This window comes from Streptococcus xiaochunlingii, assembly GCF_006385805.1.
Classification (GTDB): domain Bacteria; phylum Bacillota; class Bacilli; order Lactobacillales; family Streptococcaceae; genus Streptococcus; species Streptococcus xiaochunlingii.
Map to the genome: position 1 here is coordinate 830,272 of NZ_VFSG01000001.1, position 17,781 is coordinate 848,052.

27 protein-coding genes and 1 pseudogene are annotated in these 17,781 nt (G+C 34.1%); all 28 read left to right on the top strand.

Annotated features, from left to right (window positions below):
* Positions 1-57: 57 nt before the first annotated feature.
* The 28 genes and pseudogenes from FJR71_RS09950 (at position 58) to FJR71_RS04325 (ending at position 17,779) form a co-directional block, all read left to right on the top strand.
* Positions 58-204, top strand: a complete 147-nt coding sequence (locus FJR71_RS09950; protein WP_172605095.1) for an SPJ_0845 family protein — start codon at positions 58-60, stop codon at positions 202-204.
* Complete coding sequence (locus FJR71_RS04190; protein WP_140814180.1) at positions 201-1,106, top strand: permease; 906 nt, start codon at positions 201-203, stop codon at positions 1,104-1,106. Before FJR71_RS09950 ends, FJR71_RS04190 begins: the two co-directional genes overlap by 4 nt.
* Positions 1,103-1,918, top strand: coding sequence for a TIGR03943 family putative permease subunit (locus tag FJR71_RS04195; protein ID WP_140814181.1), 816 nt, complete (start codon positions 1,103-1,105; stop codon positions 1,916-1,918). The genes FJR71_RS04190 and FJR71_RS04195 overlap by 4 nt, the downstream gene beginning before the upstream one ends.
* A 165-nt stretch (positions 1,919-2,083) precedes the next feature.
* On the top strand, positions 2,084-3,550 hold the full coding sequence (gene zwf / locus FJR71_RS04200; protein ID WP_140814182.1) for a glucose-6-phosphate dehydrogenase: 1,467 nt from the start codon (positions 2,084-2,086) through the stop codon (positions 3,548-3,550).
* 131 nt (positions 3,551-3,681) lie between these two features.
* Positions 3,682-4,326 (top strand): Imm43 family immunity protein, encoded by a 645-nt coding sequence (locus tag FJR71_RS04205; RefSeq protein ID WP_140814183.1) that lies wholly within the window; start codon positions 3,682-3,684, stop codon positions 4,324-4,326.
* A gap of 16 nt (positions 4,327-4,342) precedes the next feature.
* Positions 4,343-5,026, top strand: coding sequence for a hypothetical protein (locus FJR71_RS04210; RefSeq protein ID WP_140814184.1), 684 nt, complete (start codon positions 4,343-4,345; stop codon positions 5,024-5,026).
* 176 nt (positions 5,027-5,202) lie between these two features.
* The gene (locus tag FJR71_RS04215; RefSeq protein ID WP_140814185.1) at positions 5,203-5,607 is read left to right on the top strand and encodes an immunity 22 family protein; all 405 of its coding nucleotides are present in this window, start codon (positions 5,203-5,205) and stop codon (positions 5,605-5,607) included.
* A gap of 105 nt (positions 5,608-5,712) precedes the next feature.
* Positions 5,713-5,931 (top strand): annotated as a pseudogene (locus tag FJR71_RS04220) (RHS repeat domain-containing protein); the annotation flags it as partial.
* A 32-nt stretch (positions 5,932-5,963) separates the two neighbouring features.
* Positions 5,964-6,248: an HNH endonuclease gene (locus tag FJR71_RS04225; protein ID WP_140814186.1), complete on the top strand. Its 285-nt coding sequence runs from the start codon at positions 5,964-5,966 to the stop codon at positions 6,246-6,248.
* Positions 6,249-6,292: 44 nt separating this feature from the next.
* Positions 6,293-6,778: an SMI1/KNR4 family protein gene (locus FJR71_RS04230; protein ID WP_140814187.1), complete on the top strand. Its 486-nt coding sequence runs from the start codon at positions 6,293-6,295 to the stop codon at positions 6,776-6,778.
* Positions 6,779-6,880: 102 nt separating this feature from the next.
* Positions 6,881-7,288 carry an RHS domain-containing protein gene (locus tag FJR71_RS04235; protein ID WP_246040095.1) on the top strand — a complete coding sequence of 136 codons (408 nt, stop codon included), beginning with the start codon at positions 6,881-6,883 and terminating at the stop codon, positions 7,286-7,288.
* 55 nt (positions 7,289-7,343) lie between these two features.
* Positions 7,344-7,619 (top strand): hypothetical protein, encoded by a 276-nt coding sequence (locus FJR71_RS04240; protein WP_140814188.1) that lies wholly within the window; start codon positions 7,344-7,346, stop codon positions 7,617-7,619.
* A 524-nt stretch (positions 7,620-8,143) separates the two neighbouring features.
* Positions 8,144-8,575: a DUF4265 domain-containing protein gene (locus FJR71_RS04250; RefSeq protein WP_140814189.1), complete on the top strand. Its 432-nt coding sequence runs from the start codon at positions 8,144-8,146 to the stop codon at positions 8,573-8,575.
* 188 nt (positions 8,576-8,763) lie between these two features.
* The gene (locus tag FJR71_RS04255) at positions 8,764-9,264 is read left to right on the top strand and encodes a hypothetical protein (RefSeq protein ID WP_140814190.1); all 501 of its coding nucleotides are present in this window, start codon (positions 8,764-8,766) and stop codon (positions 9,262-9,264) included.
* Positions 9,265-9,346: 82 nt separating this feature from the next.
* Positions 9,347-9,820, top strand: coding sequence for a hypothetical protein (locus FJR71_RS04260; protein WP_140814191.1), 474 nt, complete (start codon positions 9,347-9,349; stop codon positions 9,818-9,820).
* Between the two features lie 414 nt (positions 9,821-10,234).
* The gene (locus FJR71_RS04270; protein ID WP_140814192.1) at positions 10,235-10,906 is read left to right on the top strand and encodes a growth inhibitor PemK; all 672 of its coding nucleotides are present in this window, start codon (positions 10,235-10,237) and stop codon (positions 10,904-10,906) included.
* A gap of 312 nt (positions 10,907-11,218) precedes the next feature.
* Positions 11,219-11,635 carry a CTP synthase gene (locus FJR71_RS04275; protein WP_140814193.1) on the top strand — a complete coding sequence of 139 codons (417 nt, stop codon included), beginning with the start codon at positions 11,219-11,221 and terminating at the stop codon, positions 11,633-11,635.
* 257 nt (positions 11,636-11,892) lie between these two features.
* Positions 11,893-12,753: a hypothetical protein gene (locus FJR71_RS04280; protein WP_246040096.1), complete on the top strand. Its 861-nt coding sequence runs from the start codon at positions 11,893-11,895 to the stop codon at positions 12,751-12,753.
* A gap of 154 nt (positions 12,754-12,907) precedes the next feature.
* On the top strand, positions 12,908-12,973 hold the full coding sequence (locus tag FJR71_RS10080; protein ID WP_236127928.1) for a hypothetical protein: 66 nt from the start codon (positions 12,908-12,910) through the stop codon (positions 12,971-12,973).
* A 32-nt stretch (positions 12,974-13,005) separates the two neighbouring features.
* Positions 13,006-13,470 carry a hypothetical protein gene (locus FJR71_RS04290; RefSeq protein WP_246040097.1) on the top strand — a complete coding sequence of 155 codons (465 nt, stop codon included), beginning with the start codon at positions 13,006-13,008 and terminating at the stop codon, positions 13,468-13,470.
* Between the two features lie 84 nt (positions 13,471-13,554).
* On the top strand, positions 13,555-14,169 hold the full coding sequence (locus FJR71_RS10085) for an RHS repeat-associated core domain-containing protein (protein WP_281281318.1): 615 nt from the start codon (positions 13,555-13,557) through the stop codon (positions 14,167-14,169).
* A 9-nt stretch (positions 14,170-14,178) separates the two neighbouring features.
* A complete protein-coding gene (locus FJR71_RS04300) occupies positions 14,179-14,511 on the top strand; it encodes a hypothetical protein (RefSeq protein WP_048789323.1) in 333 nt (110 codons plus the stop codon).
* A 432-nt stretch (positions 14,512-14,943) separates the two neighbouring features.
* Complete coding sequence (locus FJR71_RS04305) at positions 14,944-15,423, top strand: hypothetical protein (protein ID WP_246040098.1); 480 nt, start codon at positions 14,944-14,946, stop codon at positions 15,421-15,423.
* 152 nt (positions 15,424-15,575) lie between these two features.
* Complete coding sequence (locus tag FJR71_RS09955) at positions 15,576-15,728, top strand: hypothetical protein (RefSeq protein WP_172605082.1); 153 nt, start codon at positions 15,576-15,578, stop codon at positions 15,726-15,728.
* 4 nt (positions 15,729-15,732) lie between these two features.
* Positions 15,733-16,062: a hypothetical protein gene (locus tag FJR71_RS04310; RefSeq protein WP_140814195.1), complete on the top strand. Its 330-nt coding sequence runs from the start codon at positions 15,733-15,735 to the stop codon at positions 16,060-16,062.
* Between the two features lie 11 nt (positions 16,063-16,073).
* A complete protein-coding gene (locus FJR71_RS04315; RefSeq protein WP_140814196.1) occupies positions 16,074-16,421 on the top strand; it encodes a hypothetical protein in 348 nt (115 codons plus the stop codon).
* Between the two features lie 274 nt (positions 16,422-16,695).
* Positions 16,696-17,394, top strand: coding sequence for a hypothetical protein (locus FJR71_RS04320; RefSeq protein WP_140814197.1), 699 nt, complete (start codon positions 16,696-16,698; stop codon positions 17,392-17,394).
* Positions 17,381-17,779: a cytochrome C biogenesis protein gene (locus tag FJR71_RS04325; protein WP_246040099.1), complete on the top strand. Its 399-nt coding sequence runs from the start codon at positions 17,381-17,383 to the stop codon at positions 17,777-17,779. The genes FJR71_RS04320 and FJR71_RS04325 overlap by 14 nt, the downstream gene beginning before the upstream one ends.
* Positions 17,780-17,781: the final 2 nt, after the last annotated feature.

Genomic DNA, 17,781 nt, shown 5'->3' on the forward strand with positions numbered 1-17,781 from the left:
TTTCCCCTCTTTTTTGAGAATTTGATATAATGAGAAAAAAAGAAAAGGAGACCTATCATGGCGATTAGATTTTCAAAAACAGATGATTTAGACAAACTCTTTGAGGAATTTGCTGTCTTCCCAGATCCCCCTCAAGTCACTTTACCAGATGACAAGAAGAATGAAACAGCAGGGGAAAAAGTGCAGAAGGATTCTAACAAATGAGTTTCTTCCAACAGTTGCCAACCAGTGTCCTTCAGGCTGGAGCGATTTTTCTTTCGATTATGATTGAAGCCCTTCCCTTTGTTTTAATTGGAAGTATCATTTCAGGGGCGATTGATGTCTACATCACCCCTGAAAAAGTTTACCGAGCCCTTCCCAAAAATAAATGGGGGAGAATTCTATTTGGGGCCTTGATTGGCTTTATTTTCCCTTCCTGTGAGTGTGGTATCGTCCCCATCATCAATCGCTTTTTAGAGAAGAAGGTGCCTAGCTATACAGCTGTGCCCTTCCTAGTGACAGCCCCGGTTATTAACCCCATTGTCCTCTTTGCCACTTATTCTGCCTTTGGCAATTCTATTCAAATGGCTCTCTTACGGGCGATCGGCTCTATCTTGGTGGCGACTGTTCTGGGAATTTTCCTAGGTTTTTTCCAAACAGCTTCTATTCAACGGGCCAACCGCAAGGAAGTCCATATTCATGACTTTTCAAAACTATCTGCCGGTCAACGCTTCTTCCAAGTGTTTGTGCAGGCCATTGACGAGTTTTTCGACACTGGACGCTATCTGGTCTTCGGTTGTTTATTTGCCAGTGTGGTTCAGGTTTATGTGCCAACTCGCGTGCTGACTTCTATTTCAGCGACGCCACTCCTAGCCATTCTCCTCCTTATGCTTCTCTCCTTCCTCCTCTCCTTGTGTAGTGAGGCGGACGCCTTTATCGGCTCTTCCCTTCTCTCGAGTTTTGGCTTAGCTCCCGTTTTAGCCTTTCTGGTTATCGGACCTATGTTAGATGTCAAGAACCTCTTGATGATGAAGAATTATCTGACCAATCGCTTTATTGTCCAATTCATTAGCATCGTCAGTCTCGTTGTCTTGGTTTATGCTTGGTTTGTGGGGGTGGTCCTATGATTCGATTTCTCATTTTAGCAGGCTATTTCGAAATTACGATGTATTTGCAGCTTTCTGGTAAGCTCAACCAATACATCAATATGCACTATTCCTATTTAGCCTATATCTCTATGATTCTTTCCTTCCTCTTGGCTGTCGTCCAGCTCTATATTTGGATGAAGAATCTGCCCGTTCATAATCACCTTGCCAGTAAAAAAGCCAAAGTCATGAGTATTCTTCTGCTCCTGATTCCCTTGATTGTAGGGATTGGCTTCCCGACAGTGACCTTGGATTCCCAAACGGTTTCAGCCAAGGGTTATCATTTCCCCATTGCGGCTGGCTCTTCCAAAGATATTCAAATTGATGAGGGCACAACCAGCCAATACCTCAAGCCAGATACCAGCAGTTATTTTACCAAGTCTGCTTATGAATCTGAGATGAGGGCTGCAGCCAAGAAGTACCTCAAGCAAGAACATATCCAGATCACGACAGAAAACTATATGGAAGTCATGGAAGTGATCTACGACTATCCCGATGAATTTGCTGGAAAAACCTTTACCCTAACCGGCTTCATTTATAAGGATCCCCAGGATCCAGGCAGTCAGTTCCTTTTCCGTTTTGGAATTATCCACTGTATCGCCGACTCAGGAGTCTATGGTTTGTTAACCAAAGGATCCTCCCAAACCTATGACGATAATACCTGGGTCCAGGCTACTGGAACTCTCAAGATCCAATACCATAAACAACTTGGTCAAACCCTTCCTATCCTAGAAATAAAGGAAGCCCACTCAGTAGAAAAACCTACGAATCCTTATGTCTATCGGGTCTTTTAAAGGCTGTTAAACATCTCTCGGTTGTGACCTTTCGGTCCAACCTTTTTTTATAGCGTCATACATTTAACCTGCAAAATGAAAGTCCGAATACTTTTACTTTCAAAGGGAAATTATCTGAATTTTATGGTAAAATATGGTTTATCAAGTTAGAAAATAGGTATGAACATGTCATCTAAAGTTATTGTAACAATTTTCGGTGCTAGTGGAGATTTGGCTAAACGCAAGCTCTACCCTTCACTCTTTAGACTTTACAAATCAGGTAATCTATCTGATCATTTTGCTGTTATTGGAACTGCTCGTAGACCATGGAGTAAAGAGTATTTCGAATCTGTTGTTGTCGAATCTATCTTAGACTTGGCAGATAGTGCAGAAGAGGCTCAAGCTTTTGCTAGTCATTTTTACTACCAAAGTCACGATGTTAATGACACTGAGCACTATATCGAATTACGCAAGCTTCAGGCTGAGTTAAATGAAAAATATCAAACTGAACACAACAAGCTCTTCTTCCTCTCAATGGCACCACAATTCTTTGGTACCATCGCCAAACACCTCAAGTCAGAGCAAATCGTTGACGGTAAAGGCTTTGAACGTTTGATTGTTGAAAAACCTTTTGGAACAGACTATGAGACTGCAAGCAAACTAAACGAAGAACTCCTAGCTACTTTTAACGAAGAGCAAATCTATCGTATTGACCACTATCTCGGTAAGGAAATGATTCAGAGCATTTTTGCCATTCGCTTTGCCAATATGATTTTTGAAAATGTTTGGAATCGTGAGCACATCGATAACGTACAGATTACCTTTGCAGAGCGTCTAGGTGTTGAAGAACGTGGTGGCTACTATGATGAATCTGGTGCCCTTCGTGATATGGTTCAAAACCATACCCTCCAACTTCTGTCACTCCTTGCTATGGACAAGCCAGCAAGCTTTACCAAAGATGATATTCGAGCTGAAAAAATTAAGGTCTTTAAGAACCTCTATCATCCAACAGATGAAGAACTCAAAGAACAATTTATCCGTGGTCAATATCGTTCTGGTAAAGTTGATGGCATGAAATACATCTCTTACCGTAGCGAACCAAATGTCAACCCTGAATCTATGACAGAAACATTTGCTTCAGGTGCATTCTTTGTAGATACTGATCGCTTCCGTGGTGTACCTTTCTTCTTCCGTACAGGTAAACGCCTAACTGAAAAAGGAACACACGTAAACATTGTCTTCAAACAAATGGATTCCATTTTCGGTGAACCTCTAGCGCCAAATGTTCTGACCATCTATATCCAACCGACTGAAGGTTTCTCTCTTAGCCTTAACGGTAAGAAGGTGGGTGAAGAGTTTAGTCTTGCGCCAAATTCTCTTGACTATCGAACAGATGCGACTGCTACAGGTGCTTCACCAGATCCATATGAAAAACTGATCTATGATGTTTTAAACAATAATTCAACCAACTTTAGCCACTGGGATGAAGTGAGTGCCTCATGGAAATTGATTGACCGTATTGAGAAACTTTGGGCAGAAAATGGTGCTCCACTCCATGACTACAAAGCTGGTAGCATGGGACCTCAAGCTAGCTTTGATTTACTCAAAAAATATGGTGCTGAGTGGACTTGGCAACCTGATACAAAGCTCTAACCAAAGAAGCGACGTCCTCCATTACGTCTACGACAAAATCGGACAGATTCAAAAAACGTTTGAGTAAGTCCGTATCTGTCGGAGGATGTTCATCTGTCAACTCACCAAAACGATTATCTTAAGAGGGTATTATGAAAAAGTTATTAGTATGGGGATATGCTCTGCAAAGTATGGATAAAGCAGGAAAAATGGGGTTGCCACGAGTAAGTAGTGGAGTCCTAGGGATATCAGAGGAATTCAACCCTAAAAAAACGCATCCTGATTTTGACTTTCCATGGAGTTGGTTCGTAAAGGGGCAAGAAATTCCTCCGATGCCTGAAAAGGTTTATGTCTGCTTAAAGAAAGCAAGAGGTGTTACTTTTGATTTTCTTCCATATAATGATTTCTTTATCATGTCAGCGCGCTTTTTGGAATTTATAAAAAAATATGGGTTTGATCATGATTTTGGTATGAGCAAGGCAATTATTGTCAATACAAAAGGTGAGCTATTGACGAATGAAGTCTATTATTTGGTAAGAATAGTTAGCTGGGAAATTGAGGATGAAATTGTTTATCCAGATTTAGGAAGAGATGAAAAAGGTTTTTCGCTGGAGGCATATACTAATTCAGATAAGGATATTTTGCTGTCTACCAATTATAATTATTCAGGAACGCTTTTGGTCTCAGAAAATTTAAAAGAAAAAATATTGGAAATGTTCTCCTTACCTTTTCTTTATACTTTGAAGGAATGGAAGGAGCAAAATTATTATGAATTTATTGGATTTGATGAATTATAGCAAAAAGGAAATTTAAATGTCAAAATTACTTTTTACTTCTTCTAAAACACCACATAGTATTGGTTATATTGGAGGAGGAGCCGAACATATTCCGTTAGAATTATGGCCTAAAGTTCCAAATTCTGATGCCTATCAAACGCATCTATTTACTCTTTATTCTGACTTTTTACCTGAAAATGTATTCCCTCGTAGAAATTATTATATCTCTGTTTTTATTTCTATAGAGGAGCATGTACTGGGAGGAGTAAAAGACTCTATTTCATCTAAATATACTGTTAATTGTCAGGATGATTTGATTTTACTAAATGATGGTTTTAGTTGCGCTATCCTTTATGAAAGGGAACAAGCTATCAACAATCAAGATTTGGGAAATATTTCTTTGGAAAGAAAATTTTTTGAAAGGCTTGATGAAGTTGATAAAGAAGCTGATGCAAAATACAATGAAGATGAACATTTATTCTTTGAAGATAAAGGGATGGGCTTGGATGTATCCAAAATTTTTGGTAATCCTTATTTTGAACAAGATATAATATATCCTTCTCCTAAGTTTAGTTTTTGCTTGCAATTATTAGAAGAAGATATAAATAAAAAGTTACATATTTTTCAGAATGGTATTGGTTATTTTTATTATGACCAAAATATTAAGAAAAAACTTCTATCTGGAAGTCAAGCAGGTATTTTCTTTATTCAAAATACTTAATAATTAATATGAAACCTTCAGTTTCAACTTAGCAAGCCGTAGCCTGCAAAACCTCAAATCCCGACGTGGGGTGTGAGCGGTACGCACGCACGCGGCTTTTTTTGGTTTATTAGACGGCCTCTGTAATGAAATAAATTTTAAATTAAATTTTCAATAACTGAGAAAGGACGATTAAAATGCTTGATTCAGATACAAAAAATATGATTTCTGTATGGATAGGAACATCAAATAAGACGTTAGATGAATTTAATAAATACACTGAAGGAATGGAAGATTCAGATTCTCAATGTCCAGCATTTGCAGATTTTGGGGTTTCATTTATTGATTCAGACTTTTTTGTAGCTTTTCGTACCAAAAACGGAGAGATTGTTCCAATTGAAATTTTAGCTGAAGAAATTGGTACGCATTCGAAAAAAGCCACAGAAGAAATTATAAGAGCATCTAAAGAAAAAGGTGGGAATGAAGGGAATTCTTTGTATTATTATGCAAACGCTACTTTTAAACCCGATGATCCAGAAAAACTTTATAATGACTTAAAATTTATAGGAACGTTTAAAGATCCTAGAAAAAAATATCGCTAGTGATTGTGAAACATTAGTCAGGATAAAGGCCGTCTGAAAAAGAACGAGCGCGTTTACAAGAACGACCATCAGACGTTCAGATTGCAAAACTAATACTTTGATGAAGAGACCGGACTGCATTACAACTTCTTCAGGTACTATGAGCCTGATGCGGGTCGGTTTGTGGATCAGGACCCGATTGGGTTGTTGGGTGGGGAAAATCTTTATTCGTTTGCTCCGAATATGCAGGCTTGGGTGGATTGGTTAGGCTTGCGATTTGCCAAACCTCACATCATTAAAATTAACCTATTAATTCCAGTTATGCTGGTACTACGTATCATTTAAGTGGGAAACTAGGAGGAAAATATCCTCATGGTGTGCCATTTAATATGTTTGGATTACCTGATTTTAGTCGTTACTATGTGAAAAACTTTAATATTGGTAAACCCGTTAGTGATTATAAAGATTTTAAGAAAGCAAATATATTGGCTTTTGGAAAAAATAATCCTTTTGGTGCAGAAGCTCCTCCAGGTTTTGTTTGGCATCATGATACAGGAGGGGTGATGAGACTGCTTCCTGAAGACATACATAACTCTGTGAAACATACAGGCAGTGCGGCCCAACATCAAACACGGAAGAGAAAAAGAAAAGGGAAGTGTTAAATAACTTAACCAAGTTAGTAATAAGCAATAGGAGTGATTTAAAAGTGAATATTAAATTTAAAAAATTTGGTTTGAGCCCAGATGACATACAGCAGATGAAAAATTATGGAATTTTGCCAGATAAGAGGACTTTACAAAGTCTAAGTAAAGCATATAATTCAATCAACCCTAGCATCGAAGATATTATTGAATTTCAAGATAAATTAGGTTTTAAAGTTGATACAGATTATGTTGATTTTTTACTTAGAAATAATGGAGGGGTTCCATCAAAGGTTAGAATAAAAGGTAATAAGATAGTTATTGATCATTTTTTGTCTTTTAAGTCTGATTATAAACTTAATTCGATTATTGATATATATTCCGATTTTCAGCAATATGGATTACCAATTGCAAACACTCCTTCTGGAGATAGTATTATTTTGTCCTCAGATGGGAAAGTTCGTTTTTTTAATCATAATATTTTTTCTATTGATGAAGAAGTCGGTGTGATTGCAAATAATTTTTTAGAATTGCTTGAGAAATTATATTAGTAAACTGTGGCTAGCTGAAATCTTACCTTCAATCATTGCATAGAGTATGTACAGTATGCACGCGGTTTCTGTTTTTCAGACGACCTCTACCTAAAAGAACTGGTGCGCTACGACTACGACGGCTACGGCCGCATTACCGTAGAACGCGACCCGTTCGGACGCGAAAGCCGACAACAAACCCACTACTTCCACTGCGACCAAATCGGTATCCCTAGGGAGTTGACCGATAAGGACGGTAATTTGCTGTGGTTCGGCAACTACACTGGTTGGGGCCGTCTGAAAGAGGAAAAACGAGTAACGGACAGTGCTTACCAACCCTTCCGCCTTCAGAACCAGTATGCCGACCGTGAAACGGGGCTTCATTACGACTTCTTCAGGTATTATGAGCCTGAGCCTAATGCGGGTCGGTATGTGAATCAGGGAAAAATTATGCTATGGATAAAGCAACAGGACGGTGTAAAGGACATGATGATCCACAAGGAACAGGACATGGAAAATATCCGCATATAAATCTTAGACGTCCGGATGGGAAACAAGTGCGTATTGATATTATAGGAAAATAGATATGTTAAATTTAACTAATTTACAAACAAAAGGATATGATGAACTTATTGAAATTGATGGAGAGGTTGTTTATCAAGTATTTGCTATTAAGAAAAATAATGGAACTTATTGTACATATTACTATACGGTACCAAAAAATAAATTGGATCAGGCTGAAGATTATGAGATAGAAGAATTTAATGAATTTAATGAACTTGAATTAGCTATAAAACATATTCAATCAAAAGGAGCTAATCTATCAAGATTTAATATATTTAAAGGTAACAAGCCTCTTTAAGACCTTTTTTAGACCATAGGTTGGGTCGAGCCCCAACAAAACATCAAGGTCGTCTAAAATCAATTCTCAGACGGCCTTTTCCATATGCATTATTTATTATTAATTCGACTACAACGACAACGGCCAAATCATCGGCCAGCACCAATGGAAAGTACCGATTAAGGAAGAGAACGCCCGAAACGGTTTGCCCGAAACCGACTGGCACTATGCGCAGTACGATATGCTGTATCTGCCTATTACCGAAAACATCTGCCACCACTACGACTTCAACGGCAACCGTACTGCCATGACTTGTCCCTCTCACAAGCCTCAGAGAGGTCAAAAGGAATGGTTGACATATCTGACTCAAGAGGATATTCTTTTTTCAAAGACAAAGAAATAAATATTTGCCATGAAAATGGTAGTTATTTGGAAGAATTAATGGTTGATTCTATAAAGAATATGACTAAAGTTTAACTTAAGAAAGTGCGAATTGTTAAATCAAGATCCTACAGTAGGTAGCAAGGTTATATAAGGTAATTAAAATGAAAAAGCTTTTTTTAAATCTAGAAGTAATTGATGGTTATCCTCCAGTATCTATGGAAAGCATTTGGGCAGAAGTGACTGAAGAAGGCTATCTTATAATAAATAATATTCCTTTTTATAGCAAAGAAGTCTCTTTTGGTGATATTGTTAGCGTAATACAACATGAAGAAAATTACTTATTATATGATAAAACTATAATTCATAGTAAAAATAGTACATTGCGGATTATTTTCTTTAATGAAAATCAGAAATTTAAAGATAAAATATTAACTAAACTAATAGATCTTGGATGTGAGTCTGAAGCATTTAATGCAAATTTCCATGCAATAAACATACCAATTCAAGTAGATATAGAAGAAATATATATTTTCTTAGATGAGTTTGTGGAAACTGGCGATTTAGATTATGACACAGGGTATTTGGCACAATAATTTGTACAAGCTATAACTTGCGTAATATCGTAATATGTAGAAAATTCTATCATTGTTTACGTAGTAGAATTTTTAAGACTATGCGAAGGCAGCCATCTGTTACAGGAGAAAAATTCAGACGGCAGATATACCTTCCTGTAGCCACGTATTAAAAAATCTTGGAATTCGTGACAGTAATGGAGGTTTAAATGACTGAAGTAAATAGACCTGATGTTATAGCAGGACGAAAATTAACCGATACATTTGATATTGATGCCATGAATTATCATGACATTCAGATAATTACGCATGATTTTATCAAAAACGTACTTTTATCTAGTCCTTGTATTCATAATCAAATACCTGATACTTTAATAAAATTAGCAGAAAATACATGTCGTAAAATTCTATTGAATTTATCCAATGCCTTATCAAATGATGAATTGAAGAAGGAGCGCATAAGAGTTTGGAAAATTTATGATTCACAAACATCATCACATGAAAGAAACTTTACTCAACTTATACTAGGAGGGTTATCAGATGAGGAACAATTCACTAATGCACTTGAGAACTACGCTACAGTATCCGATATACTACTTCCCACTTTCTTTAATGTGTATAAATTATGCGGAGAGGAACTTTGTAAAAAATATCTAGAGTTTCTATTGAATCATCCTATTTTAAAGAAATATCGTGTTGAACATGTTTGAACCAAAAGTTGGATATAATGATTGAATTTCCCAAATAATACGAGAGATTTCGCTACTACTTTAAAAGCATTAGGAGGATAAAATGGCAGCTATAATTTTTAAAATAAGAGATTTTTTTAAAAACGGTACTTTTTTAAAGGATCTCTCAACCGAAAATATATCATGCTTCCTAAAAGATAACAGCATTGAGTCTTTTGGAAAGGATATTGTAATGTATTACTTTTATTTTAAGGGATATGATATATCTTTTATATACGATGAAAGTAAAGGTGTACTTAATGGGGAGCAAATAGAAATCTCTAACTATAAAATAATTAAGAGTAAAACAATATCTTCTATATTAACATTTGAAAAATTGAAATTAAGCAAATTGAATGGGGATATACATTCTATCTATCAAGATGATGATGAGCTTGTCGTTTTTCTTCAAAATGGATTAAATCTCTACTACAACAAATTTAATAAGAAAAAATTTCTACTTACAAAAATAATTAGCCCAGACGAAAATTCTAGAAACTTAGTAAAATCCACTATGAATATATATTCTGAATATTAAACGTTATAAACTAAGCGTAGCAAGCCATCCTGAGTATGCAGGTTGTGTTCGGCGTGCACACAATTTCTACTTTTCAGACTACCTCAATCCTTTTTCGAGGTAGTCTGAATAATCTCATTATCGTTCACTCTTACTCTATATCTTACCTACGAATACGGCCTAATATAGTCGCAATGAAAGATGGGGAAATCTATTTTATTGAGGTAAAAAATAATATAGACGATTAACGAAAGGTCAAAAGAGATCAGGGCTATTCAATTTGAAAAAACCGCACAATGCTAGGGGAGAATGACCGAAGGCTGCATATATGGTTTCAACAAAAAATAAGGATAAGCAAACGGATGTGGGTTCCTCCAAAGGTGTTGCTCGCTTTATGACTTTAGTATTCAAAGATTGATTTTAAGAAGGATAATTATGAAAAGTAAAGAATTTATTCAAGGTCTTATTGAATATTTAAAAAATAATTTAAATATTCCTGATGCTATTTTTCTAAAAGATAGGATTAAATTTAAAAAAGGAAAATATGTTTATGGTGAAATATCCTTTAGCAATTCTCGTACTTTCGAGGGGGTCATACTTCACCTATATGCATATAATTCTGAAATGGGAAATTTTTTCTCCCAAAATGTTCCTCCTTATGATAAATCGTCAAATCCATATGATTCAGTATTTGTACAACCATCTATCTCGCAGGCGCATTTTTTCAAAGCTCCCCCTATTACCTCATTTCCTTATGGAGATGCCATTAAATTACCTGAATCTGAGAATGATGCAAAAAACATCTATCCAGATGTATTAAAGCATTTGCAGCAAAATCATATTCCAATCATTATGGCCTTCCATTCCGGTAGCAAAGAAGTTTTAAAATATTTAGCACTTTATCCAGAGGCTTTTCGTTTTAAAGCATTAACCGCTATTTTTATTATAAATAAGAATGAATTACCACTAAATGATCCTTTAATACAGAATATTTTATTGTTTGATAAAAAAGTATTAGAAAATGATAATGGATTGTTTAGCAAGCATGATTTGATCTTCCTGGAAAATTCTTTTGACCAAAAATTAAAACAACAAATTATGCAATAATTAGTCCTTGTAACAAGCTGTAGCCCGCACAAAACCTTCAGTCCTGACGTAGGCTGTGTGTGGCACGCACGCGGTTTCTGTTTTTCAGACGGTCTTCATCTTATTTTGTTAAAAATGTGCGCACGAAAGGGGTTTTATATCATACTGCTGCCTTTGAAATAGAATATAAAGCGTATATAAAACCATGTGGGAGAATGATTTAAGAAACTAAACGGCAGAAATTTATTTCTAGGAAACAGGCAACAAGATTTCGTAGAATTATTGGTAAATGTTCCTAATTTTATTAATGTAAATATATTGGAAAGGGTTAATATGAACTACTTGATTAAGCCATATGAATCAATTGGTGATTTTGTATTTGGTACTTCTCTTGAGGAAGTACAAGAAAAATATGGAAGACCAGTGAGAATGGTTGAAGATAATATTATGAATAATAAGGTGGAATATAGGAATGCTTGTGAGTTAGTTTATGAAAATGATAAACTGGTTTATGGATATTGCTTAAAAGATTCTAATCCCATATTAGGAGATATTGATATATTTAAAAATTCAATCGAAGACCTTAAAGCCATCGATTCAGAATTTATTGAAGGAAAAAAATATATTCTTTTTAAGAACCTCGGAATTTGCATAGGAGGTATGACAGGGAAAAAAATTCCTGAAGGCAAGTTATTAATTGCATTCGATAAAAATCACTTTGATTTTTTTGAATGTTTTATCGAGGTGTAATCGAACTGTAGCCAATGAAACTTCCAATTACGATGTAAAGTAAGTCGTAGCCTGCACAATGCCTTCAGTCCTGACGTAGGGGGTGTGTAGTACGCATGCGGTTTTTGTTTCCAGACGACCTCAATACCTTCTTTGAGGTCGTCTGAGTTATTTGTTCGTAAAAATCTTATTAACATTAGCAAGGTATTCTATCTAGAGGCCGTTTTTCCCTGATAGCTAAGAAGCTAATTGACATAGACAAATATAGGAAAAGATATATGTTTAACATGTTGAAAATATCAAATAATTCGTTAAATGAGATTGTATTGGGTCAGAAAAAGGCTGACTTTGATGATGTTACTTTAAATAATCCTAATTATTCATTAGAGTTTGATAGAAAACACAAGACACAATCTGATTCAGAATTGATTACTGTATCCTCCTTGAGGAATTGTGATGAATTTTGCTTAAATGGAAAAGTTATTAACTTTTCAAATCTTGAAAAATTTTTAGAAGAGGAGGATCCTCTAATAGAAGTTTCAGATGAAGAAAATTATTTTTATATTTTTCCAAAATATAATTTAGTTTTATATGTTAACTATAAGGATAATTTGTTTCTGCAGATATTAATTTACGATGAGAGTATAAGAGATTTATATGATAATAAAGGTAAAAAGTACTCAGACTTTCAAAAAAGTAAACTTAAAAACCTAACTTTAAATCATGATAAATTAATATTTATTCCTTATAAGAGTATAGGCGATTTTGAATTAAATTGTTCTCTATCAGATGTTATAAGAAAATATAACATATCAAACAATGTTATCCCGAAGGTAAAAAATATTATAGAGATTAACAATTTTGTACTAAGGTTTGATAATGAAAAGTTAACTGAGGTTACAATTTTCAATGATAAGAAAGTAGAGCTTGCAATATACTATAATGAAATGGATATAACATCAAAAAAAGGGTTTGCTGAGCTATTAAGTCAAAATGATGTCATTGAAAGAACGAAATCTAAATATCTTTTCAAAGAATTAGGTCTAGTTGTAGAAAAAGATCTGTCCGAATTTCGTTTTTTTGAACAATCATTATTAAAGTTTTGGGCAAATTTGCATAGACCTATTACTAGCTGGTAATCATAAGTAAGCCATAGCAAACCGTAGCCCACACAAAACCTTCAGTCCTGACGTAGCACGCGGTTTCGCCTATCAAAACCACATCAACGAAGACGAAGAAAGTTGCCAGCAAACCCACTACTTCTACTGCGACCAAATCGGCATACCGCGTGAGATGACCGATAAGGACAGCAACCTCTTGTGGTTCGGCGAATACACCTCATGGAAAAATCAATATTAATGTAAAAGTTATCTAAGACAATGGAGGTAAATATGCCCTTCCTAAAAATTACCTACAGAGATTACCCTAAAAAAGGATTATTCAAAAAACTTTATCGAGAAAACATCTATAAAATAGAGGAATTTAAAGATGAATTTAAGTATTACGAATATACCCCAATAGAGAAAATTATTATTGATGAACATAATTTAGTACCATTCATCTTTTTTTCACCAGAAGGAATAAATTATTTAATGCCTAAAATTATTGATAGCATCAGCAATGGCATTAGAAATGATGATATTCCAGTAAATATAGAAGAATTTATTATAAATATACCTACCGCAGAAAACATCACTCATGCTTTAAATCTCTTAAAAAAAGATGAGCTTATAATTCTTAAAAAGTATTTAGAAAGAATATTATTTGGGAGCTCATCAAATTTGATACAGCAAATAGGTGAACATTATTTATTCAGAAGTATTGAATATCTCGAAAAGTTAATAAATAATCCCTAAGCCTACTTATTATTTTGTTAATCGAATACATAAGCTAAAGGTTTCTAGAAAAATAGCCGTAGATTGGTTAAAGGTCTAACAATCTTGCAAGGTCGTCTAAAAGAGGAAACCAAGGTAACGGATAGCGCTCACCAATCCTTCCGCCTGCAAAACCAGTATTGCGACCTTGAAACGGGGCTGCACTACAACTTCTTCAGGTATTACGAGCCTGATGTAGGTCGATTGGTGAATCAGGACCCGATTAGGTTGCTGGGCGGAGAGAATTTGTATCAGTTTGCGACGAATGCGCAGGGGTGGGTGGATTGGCTTGGATTACATTCTGATCCAGATTTATTGAATAGAATTAATAAAGTTGCTGCTGCAATGTCAGAAGGAGATAGGTCTCGTACAACTTATGCTTTGGCGAGAGTGACAACAAGTTCTGGTCGTAGCGAAATTTGGATAGTATCAGCGGGGAAAAAAGGATGGGTATCAAGGGCACTTCAAAGAATAGCTGGTTCTGATGAAGTAATTAATAATGTACACCGAAGTAATAAAAATCATTTAAATGATGCAGAACGTAAACTAATGAGGGAAGCAAGAAAAAGAGGAGCAAAAATTGAATCAATAGGAGCTACTAGACCAATGTGCGGTAGATGTCAAAAAGGCGCAAGAAGTATGGGAATTTTGCGAAGAGTAATTACAGCTTTAAAAAGATAGGAATTAACTATGGAACCTCAAGAATTAACTAATGAAATTTTATTAGAAAGTATTTTGGATTGCACTGATTTTGTATCAAATGAAGTTCCTAATCTATACAAATCGGTAAAAAAATCTCTGCCTAAAAGCGATGAAATATTTTTTATGAATTTTGTTGAAGATGAAAACAAAGAGGATAATTATTATGGATATGTCTATGATAAAAAAAATACAGTAATGTATGAATATTCTTTTCAAGATAGTAAACTATTGAAAAATAGTAAATTGTCTCTTATTGAAAAGGATGTTAGTAAGTTAACTACAAAAGATATTCTTGAGTTGCCTGCACTCAATTTATTGTAGTAAGCCGTAGCCCGCATGATACCTCCAATCCTGACGTAGGATATGTGCGTTACGCACGCGGTTTCTGCTTTTCAGACGACCCCAATCCTTTTTCGAGGTCGTCTGAAATATTTCTTAAATAACAATCTAAGCCAAGACCGCCTACAAATACGGCCAAGGCGGTTTGCCGACCCAACACGCCAAAAGGAGGAGGAACTATTTTAACTTCTAAAGGCAAAGTTGTTAATGCAAATGAAAGAGATATAACATTTATTTTATTGAGGTATAAAAAATGAAGAAAAAAATATTAAATAGCTTCTGCTCATATTTAGAAGCTAACCATATTTCATTTAAAAAACACGATTGTATTATTTCACTTTTTTTTAATGACATTTTTTTTGGAAAAATTAATTTCCAATTTAAAAAAGGTAAGCATGTAAAAATTGGGGCATTATGCTCATTTTCTATCGTTTCTTATATAAACGAGAAAAATATTCTAGACCAAAATTTATAGAATTAAGTACAACTATCCCAAAATTTTATCCTGAAATAAACGATATTTTTGATGAGGATGACACACCAAGTAATTTTAAAGTACATGGCTCAGAACTTGGAAAATTTGATTCTATTTTTAAAGATTTTGGCATTATTTCTTTATATCCAAAAACATCCGAAAATGAAATAAATGAGATAATTATTGCTATATTCGATAATTATGTATTACCAATGAAAAATTATTATTTCGGAAGTAATTTAGCAATAGAGGATATTTTAAAAAATCCTTCCTCATATAAATACCCACTATCTACAATTTTACTAATAAGTCATTTACACAACTTGGAAATTAATAATTTCGTAAACATAAAAAATCCTAGAAAATTCCCTGACTCAAAGAATATATCTAAAATTTTAGATTTATTATTCGCACATTAAAATAATATTGAGATACACAATGATAACAATAGTAAAAATGACCACTAGATTGAGTTAGTATGCGTAGCCCGCATGAAACTTCCAATCCCGCGGGATTCGATGTAATTATGCAATCTAAATCCATAAGGCCAAATAAAAAAGGAAAAACATATATGACAGATAAAAATATGACACCATCGCATGTAGAAAGAGATCTTATGAAAAAATCCGGTCAATTTAAATTATGTGAAGAGTTGCAACTGATTCTAGATAAAGAATTAAAAGCAGGAAATACTTTACTCGAATCGCCATGTTCTACGAAATAAAATTTTGGGTGATTCTCGAGAAACCAAAGCTCTGAGAATTTTAAAAGATAAAATTAAAGGTACTAATGCTAAAATTGAAAGAGAAAGATATTTAAGAGATTGTAAGACAGGAAAATCTGTTAGAGATAAATTTGGTTCTAGACGAAGAATTGATTTTGTCATAATTGAAAATAATTTTGGAAAATGTTATGAGGTAACTGGTCCAGAGACTGATAAAACTAAACAAATGGCAAAAGAGAAAGAAATTAGAAAAAAAGGAGGAATTTGTATTAAACCAAAAGGTTCAAAAGAATTAATTGAAGTATCAATGTCTCAAATTATGTGTATTATTTAGAAGGTTGTATTATGAGTAATGAAATTTTTAATTTTAAAGAAGCTTTTGAGTACAATGCGATAGCTCCTAAGGAATTATCCGAGTACTTGGATAAAGATTTATATATTGAAGCTGGAGATAGAATCACAAGAAAATATAAAGAAATTTATTATTTTTATGATAAACACAATCTTTCAAAAGTAAGGTTGTGTGATGATTTAGGGGAAATTATACATGACCCCGTGTATGAGAATGATTTAACTGAAAAAGGTATTATATTTTCTGAAATAGCTTATCATTGGATTGACAAAATAAAAGGGGCTAATAAAAATCCACCAGATATTAAATATTTGGAAAAAAAATTAAAAGAAATTGTATAAGTTAAAGATACGCCTACATAACGAGCAAGCGTAGGTTGGGTCTAGGCCCAAGGCACGCACGCGGTTTCTTGTTTCAATGGCTTACCAGGCCGTCTGAAAAACTTTTCAGACGGCCTAAGTAATCGTGTTCTTTAATAACCCGATTTCCACGGCTGCTGCCGCAACGGCTATTAGGAACAACTATTATTGAAGGTAAAGCTGCACCTCAAGGTTTGGGGTTGCCTAGTGGACAAACACAAAAATATATGAATGACTTAGAAGGGTTAATAAGACAATGAATCAGGAGCAATTTAAAAAAAAGATTAATATAGTTTTAGTCGAAATTGATAAAATGATTAATAATTGCGATGAATATAGTTATACAAATAAACAGCAGTTTATTTCTATAAAAAATGAACTATACGACATGATTAATTATCTAAATTCAGACAGTATTTTTCAACAAAAAAAAGGAAAAGAATTTTTATTGTCTCGGATAGTAATTGATTCTTTGCCATTTAATAATGAGGTGGGTAAACTCCTTGTAGAAATAGAAGAAGATTTCAATTCTTTGACAAGAAAAAATATAAACATGTCTAAGTTAAAAATTTTTCTTGAAACTCCTTTAGACTTTCAAGAAAAAAATTTTTTTGACAAATGGGAAGTCAGTTACCTTGATTTGATGGAAGTTAATCAAGGTTCTCCCCTTGTTGGAAGTCTATCCATTAACGGTCAAGTTATTATTCAAGAACAGGGGTTTGGAGGGCCGTTGTTGTATTTCAATAGAAAAATATATATTCCAGTTTTCATTAGACGATTTTGCGTTGTTGGTTTTAGGCTTGCAATATTAAATTTAGATGATTTATCAATTGAGTATATTGGAGGTATCGAAGACTTGGTTTATCTGAAAGAGATAAAAGATAATAGAATTTATTTCTATACAGATATATATAAAAGCACAGAAAAGAATTTAACTTTATATGAACAAATATAACTCAAGGCTATGCTGTAAACATCGTAGCCAAAGGACTTCCATATTAATTAAATTTAAAGAATTTATTCAAAAGTATTGGATAAGTATTTTAATTTCTTGGTTTTTCATTTGGTTATGGATGGCTTATTATGGGGATAACACGATAGTTAAGTTGGTCGTGTTTCCGATTATCTCTTTCTTTCTAGTTATTTTATTTCATTTAGAATTAGAAAGAAAAAATATTAAATATCTATCCATATTTCAAATGTTAATTGGGATGTTGCTGGGATTAGCTATTCAAATCAAAAGAGAGAATTTTATGCTCCTTGAAGGATTGATATTCGGAGGAATTTGGGGCTTAACAACACCCTTTTGGGTAAAAATATTAGTTATTTTAAAAAAATAGGA